This is a genomic window from Alkalihalobacillus phoenicis (assembly GCF_047302405.1).
Classification (GTDB): domain Bacteria; phylum Bacillota; class Bacilli; order Bacillales; family Bacillaceae_D; genus Alkalihalobacillus.
In genome coordinates, this window is the sequence record NZ_CP154853.1 from 2,169,303 (window position 1) to 2,182,607 (window position 13,305).

General features: G+C 38.3%; 14 protein-coding genes. All 14 read right to left on the bottom strand.

What is annotated here, in order from left to right; translation table 11 throughout:
* Positions 1 to 354 precede the first annotated feature (354 nt).
* Positions 355 to 1,611: an RIP metalloprotease RseP gene (gene rseP / locus AA0017_RS10270; protein WP_413381543.1), complete on the bottom strand. Its 1,257-nt coding sequence runs from the start codon at positions 1,609 to 1,611 to the stop codon at positions 355 to 357.
* Positions 1,612 to 1,632: 21 nt separating this feature from the next.
* The gene (gene dxr, locus AA0017_RS10275; RefSeq protein ID WP_413382549.1) at positions 1,633 to 2,781 is read right to left on the bottom strand and encodes a 1-deoxy-D-xylulose-5-phosphate reductoisomerase; all 1,149 of its coding nucleotides are present in this window, start codon (positions 2,779 to 2,781) and stop codon (positions 1,633 to 1,635) included.
* A gap of 38 nt (positions 2,782 to 2,819) precedes the next feature.
* Positions 2,820 to 3,617, bottom strand: a complete 798-nt coding sequence (locus tag AA0017_RS10280) for a phosphatidate cytidylyltransferase (RefSeq protein ID WP_413381545.1) — start codon at positions 3,615 to 3,617, stop codon at positions 2,820 to 2,822.
* Between the two features lie 21 nt (positions 3,618 to 3,638).
* Complete coding sequence (locus AA0017_RS10285) at positions 3,639 to 4,409, bottom strand: isoprenyl transferase (protein WP_413381547.1); 771 nt, start codon at positions 4,407 to 4,409, stop codon at positions 3,639 to 3,641.
* Positions 4,410 to 4,542: 133 nt separating this feature from the next.
* Positions 4,543 to 5,100 carry a ribosome recycling factor gene (gene frr, locus AA0017_RS10290; RefSeq protein WP_413381549.1) on the bottom strand — a complete coding sequence of 186 codons (558 nt, stop codon included), beginning with the start codon at positions 5,098 to 5,100 and terminating at the stop codon, positions 4,543 to 4,545.
* Between the two features lies 1 nt (position 5,101).
* The gene (pyrH, locus tag AA0017_RS10295) at positions 5,102 to 5,818 is read right to left on the bottom strand and encodes a UMP kinase (RefSeq protein ID WP_413381551.1); all 717 of its coding nucleotides are present in this window, start codon (positions 5,816 to 5,818) and stop codon (positions 5,102 to 5,104) included.
* 116 nt (positions 5,819 to 5,934) lie between these two features.
* The gene (gene tsf / locus AA0017_RS10300) at positions 5,935 to 6,819 is read right to left on the bottom strand and encodes a translation elongation factor Ts (RefSeq protein ID WP_413381553.1); all 885 of its coding nucleotides are present in this window, start codon (positions 6,817 to 6,819) and stop codon (positions 5,935 to 5,937) included.
* A 266-nt stretch (positions 6,820 to 7,085) separates the two neighbouring features.
* Complete coding sequence (gene rpsB, locus AA0017_RS10305) at positions 7,086 to 7,811, bottom strand: 30S ribosomal protein S2 (protein ID WP_003320647.1); 726 nt, start codon at positions 7,809 to 7,811, stop codon at positions 7,086 to 7,088.
* A 156-nt stretch (positions 7,812 to 7,967) separates the two neighbouring features.
* A complete protein-coding gene (locus tag AA0017_RS10310) occupies positions 7,968 to 8,534 on the bottom strand; it encodes a DUF6115 domain-containing protein (RefSeq protein ID WP_413381555.1) in 567 nt (188 codons plus the stop codon).
* 11 nt (positions 8,535 to 8,545) lie between these two features.
* Positions 8,546 to 8,875 (bottom strand): hypothetical protein, encoded by a 330-nt coding sequence (locus tag AA0017_RS10315; protein ID WP_413381557.1) that lies wholly within the window; start codon positions 8,873 to 8,875, stop codon positions 8,546 to 8,548.
* Between the two features lie 13 nt (positions 8,876 to 8,888).
* Positions 8,889 to 10,286, bottom strand: coding sequence for a DUF342 domain-containing protein (locus AA0017_RS10320; RefSeq protein ID WP_413381559.1), 1,398 nt, complete (start codon positions 10,284 to 10,286; stop codon positions 8,889 to 8,891).
* Between the two features lie 1,094 nt (positions 10,287 to 11,380).
* The gene (locus tag AA0017_RS10325; protein ID WP_413381561.1) at positions 11,381 to 12,154 is read right to left on the bottom strand and encodes a FliA/WhiG family RNA polymerase sigma factor; all 774 of its coding nucleotides are present in this window, start codon (positions 12,152 to 12,154) and stop codon (positions 11,381 to 11,383) included.
* Positions 12,155 to 12,183: 29 nt separating this feature from the next.
* The gene (locus AA0017_RS10330) at positions 12,184 to 12,672 is read right to left on the bottom strand and encodes a chemotaxis protein CheD (RefSeq protein ID WP_413381563.1); all 489 of its coding nucleotides are present in this window, start codon (positions 12,670 to 12,672) and stop codon (positions 12,184 to 12,186) included.
* Positions 12,665 to 13,303, bottom strand: coding sequence for a chemotaxis protein CheC (locus AA0017_RS10335; protein WP_413381565.1), 639 nt, complete (start codon positions 13,301 to 13,303; stop codon positions 12,665 to 12,667). The genes AA0017_RS10330 and AA0017_RS10335 overlap by 8 nt, the downstream gene beginning before the upstream one ends.
* Between the last annotated feature and the right edge of the window lie 2 nt (positions 13,304 to 13,305).

Below are 13,305 nucleotides of genomic sequence, written 5' to 3' on the forward strand. Positions count from 1 at the left end.
TACAGAAAAACGGTCTAGTCGTTAAAAATGGTTTCATTAGTTAGCTATACTCCACCAGTTCCATACCCTACGCGTTCCGCGGGTGAACCGGGAGCCTCCTCGCTCATCGCTGTGGGGTCTCCCGTGTTTCACTTCTCCCGCAGGAGTCTCCGGGTATTGCGCTGGCTCCGTTTTGGTAAATGGAAACTGTTTGATACTATGATTGACACTCTAATAAATATCCTAATTATCTAGAATTCTTTCTCGTCAAAGTTGAGCTGGGAACTTTTTCAGTGGCATCTACCGAAAATCCCGTGAGCGATGGCATTTCTCGTTTGAATTCTTCTATATCCGCTGTGTTGCACTTTAGAATTACTACATAAATAAGCGATTAATATCATTCCATGTTACGACAATGACTAGTAAAAACAATAAAGCAAAACCGATAAAATGAACCATTCCTTCTTTTTGCGGATCAATCGGTTTTCCTCTTAAAGCTTCTAATCCTAAAAAGACAAGTCTTCCCCCGTCCATTGCTGGAATCGGTAAAAGGTTAATAACACCTAAGTTAACACTTAAAGCGGCTGACCATTGCATTAATACAAAAATTCCAAGGGCAGCTGCTTGACCTGTATAGTCATAAATCCCAACAGGCCCTGCGATATAATCCATCGAAAATTCACCCGTAATAATTAGGCCAAGGACTTCAAATATCATCGTTGTAAATGTGTAGGTTTGGGTTACACCGTATTGTAAAGCACCTAAGATAGAAAACTCTGTTGGCTGGTGAATCCCTACCACTCCTTCAGGTTCTCCCTCAAGACTTTCACGAACTTGTGGCGTTAATGTGATGGTCTGTGTTTCACCTTCACGACTAATCACAAAATCGATTTCTTGATTTGGATTTGCTTGAATAACAGACGTCATCTCATCCCAAGTATGGACAGGAGTACCATCAATAGACTGAACTTCATCCCCTTTTAAAAGCCCTGCTTCTCTAGCAACACCATCCTCAGTCAATGTTCCAATTCTCGCTTCATCGACTGGCACTCCTTGCATCAAAGAAACTAAAGCAAATAAAACAAAAGCTAAAAGAAAGTTCATCATCGGTCCAGCAAAAATCGTTAACGCACGTTTTCCGACCGATTTAGAGCCAAATTGACGGTTCCAAGGTGCGATTTGTGTTGGAATTTCATCGTGAATAATCTTTGCTTTTTCATCAACTTCAAACGTTACTTTCTCTTCAAACTCATTAAAAGCTTCAACGACTAAATCATGCTCTAAATCAATTCTTTCCACTTGAACGACCGTTGCTTCAGGATGTTTGGATTTATTATTGATAATAATCTCTTTGACTTTATTTTGCTCATTAAAAACAAGTCCAATATCATAGCCCGGTTTGATTTCAATCGTTTCGGGTTCTTCACCCGCCATTCGTACATACCCACCAAGTGGAAGCATCCGAATCGTATAAACTGTTTCATTTCGTTCAAAAGAAAAGATTTTAGGTCCAAACCCAATAGCAAATTCACGGCATAGAATACCCGCTCTTTTTGCAAAATAAAGATGTCCCCATTCATGAATAAATACAAGTAAACCAAAAACTAATATAAAAGAAAGTAACGTTTCCAATTACTCGTTCTCCACCTTTCCTTAATCAATTTTAGAGTGGATAAAGTCTCTTGATTGTTGATCAATTTCTATAATCTCTTCAAGAGTTGGTTGCTTTATTCCTACATGATATTCCAATGCTTGTTCAATTAAACGTTCTATCTCTAAAAAGCTTATTCTTTTATTTAAAAAAGCCGCAACAGCTTCCTCATTCGCAGCATTCAATACGGTTGGAAAAGAGCCACCTTTTTTTCCCGCTTCATATGCGTAAGCAATCGAGCGATAACGTTCAAAATCCAATCTAGCAAAATTCAATGTGCCTATATCCCATAAGTTTAACCTTTCTCCATTTAATCTTTCAAGTCTTTTGGGATAGGTTAAAGCGTATTGAATCGGAACACGCATGTCGGGAGTTCCTAGTTGAGCCATCACGCTCTTATCGTGAAACTCCACCATTGAATGAATAATGCTTTCTTTATGTAAAAGGACATCAATTTGTTCATATGGTATGTTAAAAAGCCAATGGGCTTCTATGACTTCAAGCCCTTTATTCATCATCGTCGCTGAATCGATCGTAATCTTTGCTCCCATTGACCAATTCGGATGATTCAAGGCTTGTTCGACCGTCACATTCTTTAAAGCATCTCTCGTTAAATCACGAAAGCTTCCACCTGAAGCAGTTAAAATGAGCCTCTCAATGTCCATTGCTCTTTCACCATTTAACGCTTGAAAAATGGCAGAATGCTCACTATCAACTGGTAATAGAGTTACCCCATTACGATTAGCAGCTTCTGTGACAAGATGGCCTGCTGTCACTAATGTTTCTTTGTTCGCAATCGCTATTTGTTTTTTCTCTTCAATGGCTGCAAGAGTTGGTTTTAATCCGACACTCCCAATTACCGCATTGACTAATATATCAACCTCATGATGTACAGCCACTTCGACTAATCCTTCATGTCCCGCAACAACCTCTACTTTATCACCAAATTCTAATCTCAATTTTTCCTTATCCTCGTCCGATAAAACCGAGACAAGTTTTGGCTTAAATTCTTGAATTTGCTTTTTGGCCAAATCAATATTTCGACCAGCAGACATCGAAATTAATAAAAACTGTTCTGGGTGCTCACGAATCACATCTAATGTTTGCGTCCCGATTGAACCCGTTGAGCCAAGCAGTCCTATCTTCTTCACCATTATTCACCCTCAGTTCAAAATATCACATTTTATATTTAGATTAATTGGAGAAGATGTAAAATCGGCATTACGTAAATTAAACTATCAAAACGATCTAAAATTCCACCATGCCCAGGTAATACCGTTCCTGAATCTTTAACTGAATAATGTCGTTTTAAAGCTGATTCCACCAGATCCCCTAATTGTCCAAATGTGGAGGCAACTAACATCACAAATAGGGCGATAAAGTAATTATCAAAAATCGGGAAGAACCAATAAAAAGCAGTTCCTAACACAACCGCACTTATAATGCCACCAATTGCACCTTCTATCGTCTTCTTTGGACTAATATCTGGCCATAACTTATGTTTTCCAAATGCTCTGCCAATAAAATAAGCTCCTGAATCAGTTGTCCAAATAATAATAAGGACAAAAAAGACTAACCACATACCAATATCGGCGATTTCTCGTGTCATTAATAAATAATGAAAACCAAAACCAACATAAACCGACGATAATACGACAAAGCCAACTTCATCAAAAGTAAATTTATTTTTCGAAAGAACTGTTAACATAAGCAAAAATAAAATCAAAAAAACAAATGTTTCAATTTTAGTAAATTGAATCGTTACGACTGTATCAAACCATGTGGATGGAATGAGCAACAGCCACATGGAGCCTAAGCTTATTAATCCCATTACAGAGAATGGTGAAATTTTCTTCATTTTTAAAAGCTCTGTCATCGCAACAGATGCAACGATAAAAATAAACGTTGAAAAAAGCCAGCCCCCTGCAATAACCAAACTAATAAATAAAGCTCCACCGATAACCCCTGTAATGATTCTCTGTTTCATAAGTATTGCCGCCTCCTTTATTTACACGCCCCCGTAGCGCCTTGCTCTTTTTTGATAGACGGCAATCGCTTCTGTAAAGTGATGTTCATTAAAATCTGGCCATAAAACATCTGTAAACCATAATTCACTATAAGCTGCTTGCCAAAGCATAAAATTACTCAAGCGAATTTCTCCACTTGTCCTAATTAATAAGTCGGGATCTGATAATTGCGCGGTCATTAAATAGTTTTGCATTAATTCTTCATTTATATCAGTTGATTGTAAATTTCCTGCTTTAACTTCTTCACTAATTTGTTTAATCGCTTCAAGCATTTCAAAACGGCTACCATAATTTAAAGCGAAATTAAGAATGAGCCCAGTATTATCTTTTGTTTCCTCAACCGCTTGCCTTACTGCACGCAATGTATAGTCTGGTAAATTATCAAGACTTCCCATTAAACGCACCTTCACATTTTCTTTTTTTAATGTCGGGAGTTCACTATTTAAATATCGTTCAGGTAAGCGCAACAAAAAGTCCACTTCTGTTTTTGGCCTTTTCCAATTTTCCGTTGAAAACGCGTATAATGTTAGGACTTTTACGCCTACATCATTTGCTTTACGTACAATTTTATTAACAACTTTCATCCCTTCACGATGCCCTGCAACACGAGGAAGTCCTTTTTTCTTCGCCCATCTTCCATTTCCATCCATAATGATTGCGACATGCTCTGGAATGTTAACGTGTTCAAGCTGAGCTGCTGCTTCACTTGAATTCTTTTCCTTTGCTCTCCATTTAGAAAATCTATCAAGCATCCGTCTGCCCTCCATCTACGCGCAGCTGGATCACTGCCTCGCTTCTTTCCAAATCGTTCTTATGAGAAAAAGTGTAAAAAACCCCCTAAAAAAAGAGGGTCTTTATTCTTCATCTAGTTTACAACTAATTCGCTTAGACTTCCATAATTTCTTTTTCTTTGTTTGCAGCAACAGCATCCACTTTATCAATCGTTTTATCTGTTAGCTTTTGAACCTCGTCTGTCTCACGGCGTAAATCATCTTCTGTCATATCGCCATCTTTTTGAGATTTTTTCAGTTCATCATTCGCATCACGACGAACGTTACGGACAGCAACCTTCGCTTCTTCAGCTGAGCGTTTTACAAGTTTCACAAGCTCTTTTCGACGCTCTTCTGTTAAAGCGGGAATTTGAATACGAATAATCGTTCCGTCATTGGAAGGTGTCAAACCTAAATCAGCTTTCATGATCGCTCTTTCGACATCACTAATAGATGACTTATCAAAAGGTTGGATGACAAGCAAACGAGCTTCTGGTACCGAAATGGTTGCTAATTGATTTAGTGGTGTTTCCGCACCGTAATATTCAACAGTAACCCGATCTAATAAAGCTGGATTTGCACGTCCTGCACGTAATTTCGCAAGTTCGCGATTTAGGGCATCAATTGCTTTTGTCATTCGGCCTTCAGCATTTTTTAGAATTTCTTGTGACATCTTATTTCCCCCTAACTACTGTACCAATCTCTTCACCTAGTACAGCTCGTTTAATATTTCCTTCTTCCATAATGGAGAAGACGACTAATGGTATATTATTATCCATACATAATGACGAAGCGGTTGAATCCATCACAGCCAACCCTTCTTTTAATACATCCATATATGTTAATGTTGAATATTTTTTTGCATTTTCATCAACCGATGGGTCAGCACTATAAACACCATCTACTTTATTTTTAGCCATCAAAATTACTTCTGCTTCGATTTCAGCCGCACGTAAGGCAGCTGTTGTATCTGTAGAGAAATACGGATTACCTGTCCCTGCCGCAAAAATAACGACACGTTTCTTTTCTAGATGACGAATTGCTTTACGACGAATATATGGTTCGGCTACTTGACGCATTTCGATCGATGTTTGCACACGCGATTCTACCTCGATATCTTCAAGACTATCTTGTAGGGCCAAAGAATTCATAACCGTTGCAAGCATTCCCATATAGTCAGCAGTTGCCCGGTCCATTCCTTTTGCACTACCCGCCATTCCACGCCAGATATTGCCGCCACCAACAACAACAGCAACTTCCACATCTAACTCTACAATTTCCTTAATTTGTGAAGCGATCGATTGAATGACAGATGGATCAATTCCATAGCCTTGTTCCCCTGCCAATGCTTCACCACTTAATTTTAAAACAACTCGATTAAATTTTTGCATGATGACCTCCATAAAAATCGCGAATAGAAAAGTGTAAAAGTGCGAAATAATTCGTACTAAAAATCTTTAATTACCTTGAAAAAAGGGACACTAGCTAATGTGCCCCTTATCTTGAATTATTTCTTTACTTGAGACATAACTTCATCAGCGAAGTTCTCTTCTCTTTTCTCAAGACCTTCTCCCACTTCATAACGGATGAAAGATTGAACAGTAGCTCCTTTATTTTGAAGGAACTTGCCAACTTTTTGGTCACCGTCTTTAACGAAAGGTTGGTCAACTAAACATACTTGTTCAAAGAACTTGCTTAAACGACCTTCAACCATTTTCTCAACGATTTTTTCTGGTTTGCCTTCGTTAAGTGCTTGTTGTTTTAAAATTTCACGCTCGTGGTTAACTGTTTCTTCAGATACAGCTGTACGATCTACGTAAGTTGGGTTGATCGCTGCAACATGCATCGCAATATCTTTTGCAAGAGCACTGTCAGTTGTTCCATTAAGTACGGTTAATACTCCAATACGTCCGCCCATGTGTAAGTACTCACCAAATGCATCTGCATCTGTTTTTTCTACGATAGTGAAACGACGTAGCGTAATTTTTTCTCCGATTTTTGCAACAGCTGAGTTGATATGCTCTTCTAAATTAGGGCCATCACCTTTGAAAGGTTGAGTTAACGCTTCAGCAGCATCTGCTGGATTTTGCTCTAGTACATGCTCTGCAAGTTCCTTAACTAATGTTTGGAACGCTTCGTTTTTTGCAACAAAGTCTGTTTCAGAGTTTACTTCAATAAGAACCGCTTTATTTCCTTCCGATTTAACAAATGTTAAACCTTCTGCTGCGATACGATCTGCTTTTTTAGCTGCTTTGGCAATCCCTTTTTCACGTAAAAGGTCAATTGCTTTATCCATATCACCATCAACTTCTGTTAATGCTTTTTTACAATCCATCATTCCTGCGCCTGTTTTTTCACGCAATTCTTTAACCATGCTAGCTGTAATTGCCATTCAAATACGCCTCCTCAAACTTAAGTATGTTCAACATTATTATGGTTCAAACATTTATAACTGCTTTCCCCATATGTAATTCTCATTTTTAGGGAAATATAGCATCTTTCCTCATTCTAACGCATACAATCACTATATCCCTGTTAGAAACTTTAACGAAAACTCATCGTTTTACTCTCTACTCTTAATTTATATTTTCCTCTTGTGTAAAAAAAGGGCGGAAAAGGGTAACCCCCTTTACCACCCTTTAGTCAAAGTAAATAAAATTAAGCAGTCGTTGTTTCTTCTACTTCAACTTCTTCCGCCTCTTCAGCAGTTGTTGCTTCAATCACAGCATCAGCCATTTTTGCAGTTAGAAGTTTAACGGCACGAATTGCGTCATCGTTACCTGGGATTACATAATCAATTTCATCTGGATCACAGTTTGTATCTACGATCGCAACAATTGGAATGTTCAATTTGTGAGCTTCCGCAATTGCAATACGTTCTTTACGTGGGTCAATAACAAACAATGCATCAGGAACTCCTGGCATGTCTTTAATTCCACCTAAGAATTTCTCAAGACGATCCATTTCTTTGTTTAATAAGATAACTTCTTTTTTAGGAAGTACATCAAATGTACCATCTTCTTGCATTTTCTCAAGTTTTTTCAAACGCGTAATACGCTTTTGAATCGTTTCGAAGTTTGTTAATGTACCACCTAACCAACGTTGGTTGATGAAGTACATACCACAACGTTCAGCTTCTTCTTTCACTGAATCTTGTGCTTGTTTTTTTGTTCCAACGAAAAGGATTTTTCCTCCGTCAGCAGCTAAGTTACGAACAAAGTTATACGCTTCGTCAACTTTCTTAACTGTTTTTTGTAAATCGATAATGTAAATACCGTTACGCTCCGTGAAGATGTAGCGATCCATTTTTGGGTTCCAACGACGAGTTTGGTGACCGAAGTGTACCCCAGCTTCTAGTAATTGTTTCATGGAAATCACTGCCACATCAAACACCTCCTTATGATTGGTTTTTTATTTTCCTCCGCATCCTTCATATTTGAACAAAACTGTCAAAACAGCACCAATGTCCAAATCAGCATGCGTGTGTGATTAACACCGTCAATTAATATACCATAATGATGGTTTCCTTGCAAGTAAATGTTAGCGATAAAAATTCAAAATAAGTTGAACTTCTCCTTTACCTACTTTTAATTGTTTGGCAATCTCCTCTACAGAGAGACCTTGCTTTGATAATGTTAAAACCTTCACCGTTAACGATTGCTCAAATACGACCCCATCAACTGCTTCATCAACAGGAGGTTCATAAGCAGGGTAGCTATTGGCTTCTGCATTTTTTAGTTCAGCTATGAAAGAACTTTTTTTAGGTATTTCTTTTAAAGGTTCCTGTTTTGTGCTTTTATGCTGTATGGCCACTGGTGGTGCCTGCTCGGATAATTGTACGTTTGAACGTTTCGATTCGGTTTCAGTATGTCTTTCTACTTTTTGATTTCCCAATGCAACCCGCTGATGGTTTAAGCTTTGAATAAGGGCGTCATTATCTTTTTTTATTTGGCTCGTATGCAACATTAATGAATCTTGAATATCTGCTTTTAACCGCTTCAACTTTTCGTTTTCTTGCTCTAATTGAGCGATTCTGTTTTTGAATGAAAAGAGGATAAGGGCAACTACAATATGAATGATAAAACTAATTCCTACTAAAAATGTCATCGTACTTCCTCTCAGCCCGAAAAATCAATAAACTTCCCTTTGTAAGGGTGGTTCGATTGCTTTGTTTTTTCTTGTTGGACTTCTCTTTTTTTGCTTTGTTGCTCAGATCTATCTTTTTGCTCTTTTTGTTCTTTTTGTTCTTTTTGTTCATCCATAATTTTCGAGTTTGCCGTTTCTTCTGATTGCATGATCATCTTTCTTTTTTGTCGTTCCAATTCCGCTTGCTCTTGTGCAAGCATATCTTGCCTTATTTGAAAACGCTGTTGCATTTGTTCTTGGATTTTCCCTGTTTTTTGTGAATGTGGATACGAACCTTGCATTTCAACTGGACGAAGGCTCATTTGTCACTCCTCCTCATTTTAACATCGAGATCGTTATCTCATTTTCCATTAAGGCAATTTGCGTTTTAGGGTAAGATGAGGATAATTTACGACGATATTTACCAAAATGAACATTTACATTAGGATAAATCATTCTCTCACATTTTATATACCCCAAAATTTGACCTTGAACACTCCCTCTTAATTCTAACAAATTTTCCTCTAATTGGTCACGTTTTGTGATAGACTCTTTTAAATAATGCAAAACCTTAAGTTTATGAAGTTTCTCTTTCCCTTGTAAAGCACCAGATCTTTTTTCTTTTTCCACTAGTATTTTGAGCAACTTGGAGGACTTATTAATATTTTCATTCGTTTCTTTTAGGAACATTTCCATTTCCTTTTGTTGGTTAACAGCCTTTTCAGACGGACCAACATAAAGCTCTGTTTTGGTATGCATCGCATTTCCGAATTCATTTGCATGGATCTTAAAGCCAGCTGATATACTTCCTCCCACGATGTTGCCTTTCCCCTTTATACAAACGATTTCCGAAAAAGCGTAACAATAACTATGTAAAATCGATTGAGTGACATAAATCGAATCCTCAACTTCAATATTTCCTTCATTAATAAAAGTCGTGTGGAGAGAACCTTTAGCTTTGATTTGACTTTTTTTCTGGCCAACAATACCGGCTCCGACATAAATCGAACCTCCCGCGTCCAGTTCTGCTCCTTCCACAGTACCAGAAATTCTAATATCTCCACCGGCCGTAATTTTAAAACCAGTTGGGACGCTACCGCGAATGTGGACGTTTCCAATAAAATTAATATTTCCCGTTTTAGTCCCAACATCTCCTTTCACTTCATAAACCGGGTAAACATGAACGGTTTTTTTAGTAAAGGAGACTTGTCCATTTACGATCGAAAAAAGGGTTTGAGTGTTCTCGTCTAGTCTCGTATTCTTGCCTGTTCTAAGCTGAAAATCCTTGCCACGTTTCGCTTCGACGTTATTCCCATAAACATCTAGCCCATCCATCCCTTTTGTAGCAGCGATTTTCTGAGCTAATTTGGCTCCGGCTTCAACAGCAGGAATTTCAAGAACATCTTTTAAATCAACCGTATGCACATCTTGATTGATATCTACTAGCTGTTCTTTTTTTGTGTTCAAAAATAAAGACAAGTAGGCATCTTTTCCGTTAGTCGGTTCTTGACCTTTTGCAATTAACTTTGGTTCAAAATCGTTCATTTGATTTTCAATGACGTTTTTGATCACTTGCCTATCTATACCGTATTGAATTCCTTTTTCCAATAAAAAATGATTTAAATTTTCTTCATTTACCGTTTCACTATTACCAATAGGTTCTTTTTGATGGAGATAGACTTCCATTTTATTTCGATTAATTTGAAGTGAAAAATAAGGTTCCAAGGCGTGCAATGACATCAACTCCTCTATCGACTATTCGAGATGTTTTAGAAAATTTTCATTTTTAAATAACTCAACTTTCGCATCGAGAAAATCCGTTCAACGAGTTGGCAGAGCGAAAGGGAAGCTCTTAAACAAATGCCCTTGACACGTTTAAAAAGCGAGAACGTACTATCACACAAAACGGATAAACTGTGCATCAAGAAAAAATTGCACAGTAAGAAAAAAAATAATAGGCCCTCCGGCGGTCGCTACCAAACAGACACCAGACATGGGAGTGATTTATGATCTACTTGTTTCATGCCCTCCGGCGATCGCTCCCAAACAGACACTCCGCGTCCTGCCGGAACCTCATGAGCCTCCTCAGCGTTTCACGCTTGCGGGGTCTCATTGGACGGTTTATTCCGGCGGGAGTCTCCGTGTCTGTTTGTCCGCTAGATCATGGAATCGAATCTAGGTTCGGTTTTCTCATTGAATAAAAAAACAGTCATGACTTCAAAGGACATTAGCTTGAGAATGATTTTTTCTCCTTCAATGATTAATTCCGTTACAGTTGTAAACAAATCAGTGTGGATGCTCTGTACGTTAGCTAGATGATCGAGCTTGTTTCGATTTGAATCATATCTTTTCATGACGGCAGACTTAGGAAAAAAATAGGTGGCAACTCCCTATTTAGTTCCATAACCAACAAAGTGAAAAAGAAGGTTCTTCTGCGTTAGAAATAGCTGATTGAGAATGGCCCTATCATCAAGCATCTCCCCTACACTTAGCGGACAAAACCATACGGAGACTCCCGCGGGAATAAACCGTGGAGCGAGACCCCGCAAGGCTTGCCGAGGAGGCTCGCCAGGTTCTCGGCAAGGACGCGGAGTATGGTTTTGGTAGCGACAGCCGGAGGAGCCTCATTTTAGTGAACAGTTTCCTTCAACAGCCTACGAAGAGATGTGTTCAGACTGTCAATGATTGAACCGTTCATGTAAAGTCAATTTGAGTCTTGTATCGACCTAAAGTCAAACTCTATCAACGGTTAAGGATCAATTATACGCTGCGAAAGTTGAGTAAATAATTAATGTCAATATGAATCCGAGAATGCTAAAGCAATAGATTTAATGATCATGCTGCTGTCTTTTGAAAGCTTGTTTTAATCTAAAAATGGCTTTCGAATGAATTTGAGATATTCTTGATGTCGATAACTCCATAATTTGACCAATTTCCGTTAAAGTCAGCCCTTCATAATAAAACAAACTTATGACTAATTGTTCTTTTTCTGTTAATTTTTTGATTAATAGAACCAATTCACTTTTCGTAAAGTCAGCCATTAATGTCTGTTCTGGCGTTAAGGTCTTTTCATCAACAATCGTCGACATAAATGTATCTGATTTATCTTGTTCCTTTGTAAATTCATCAATCGACAACATGTTTGCCGTGAATTGTTCCATTAAAATTTGAGTCACTTCATCAACAGACATTTCTAAATGGGACGCTACTTCCTCTGCTGTCACATTTCGACCATATAATTGTTCCAACTTTTCTGTTGTTCCCTCTACTTTTTTTACTTTTTCACGCATCGAGCGTGGTAACCAATCGGCTTTTCGTAAACCATCTAAAATCGCCCCACGAATGCGAAAAGAAGCATACGTATCAAACTTCAAATCCCGTTCAGGGTTAAATTTTTCTAAGGCATCAAACAAACCAAAATGGCCATGGCTATATAAATCATCCCGGTTAACATTTTTAGGCAACCCAACGGCAATGCGTTGAACATGATACTGAACGAGTGGCAAGTGTAATCTGACAAGGTCGTCACAGGCATCTCGGTCTTTATTTTTTAACCATTGTTCCCATAGTTTTTTATCGTCCTCTATGATTAATTGAGCCATTTATATCTCTCCTTCGTATCATTATCCGTTTAAATTTCTTTTGTTCCAGCGTGTACGGTTCGAATGTGCAATCTTTTAGTTGTTGGGTTAAACTCAATCGTTCTCCCGCTTTTTCCCCCAACATCTTCTGCCTTTATCGGAATTTGATATTCGGCAAGAATTCTCTTAACAGCTTCGACATTTCTAGGTCCAATTCGCATCATGTCTACCCCTTGAGTAAAAGTAAACATTTGTGCACCTCCAGCAATTTTCGCGTACATCTGATTTACCTTGGCTCCAAGCTTAACCATTTGTTCGATTAAATCACTAATGGCCGTATCCGCGTATTTAGCTCGATTTTGCGAATGACTTGTAGCTTGAGTAGAATCTGGGAGCATAATATGGGCCATCCCAGCCACAAGCGTTCGTTCATCATATAAGACAACCCCTACACAGGAACCAAGACCTAATGTACGAATCGTTTTTGGAGGTTCAACCGTGTTATAATCAGCCATTCCGACTTTCGTTACATTATTCATGAATGGACACTCCTAATGAACGAAAGATCACTTCAAAAGACAACGGATCTGGAATGAAGAAAAATTGCCCATTAATAGGCTGCTGCTTATTTTTTACATCGACCATATCGGTTTCTATTAAGATCGCATAATCGGAAACCTCTGATACCGTTAATACCCCGTAATGTACAATCGCTCCCGCCATATCAACACTCACTTGAGGGACTGTAGGAAATAAACTGAGGTTCGTAAAATCAGAAAAGGCAGATAAATAAGAACCAGCAAGGATATTTCCTAATTCATGCAAGGCCGAAATGCCCATTTCCTCGATTTCATTTTCCCCCATTAAATGAAAAGGTTTGTGGATAAGCTTTGTCACAAATCTCTCAGCATCTAATATACTCGTTAAAAAAAACATGCTTCCAGACGCATCTCCGGCAAACCTCAAAAAGATCGCCACGACTTCCGTCTCCGCCCCACCAACGGTTTCCGGTAAATCTTGAAAGGAGACGAGGCGGACGGCAGGAACATTCATTTCAATTTTTGTATCGATTAGTTTTGATAATGCGGTCGCAGCATGTGCTGCACCTATATTTCCAACTTCTTTTAAAATATCAAAATGATGAGAACGTAACGAATCTAAAAAGGTCATCT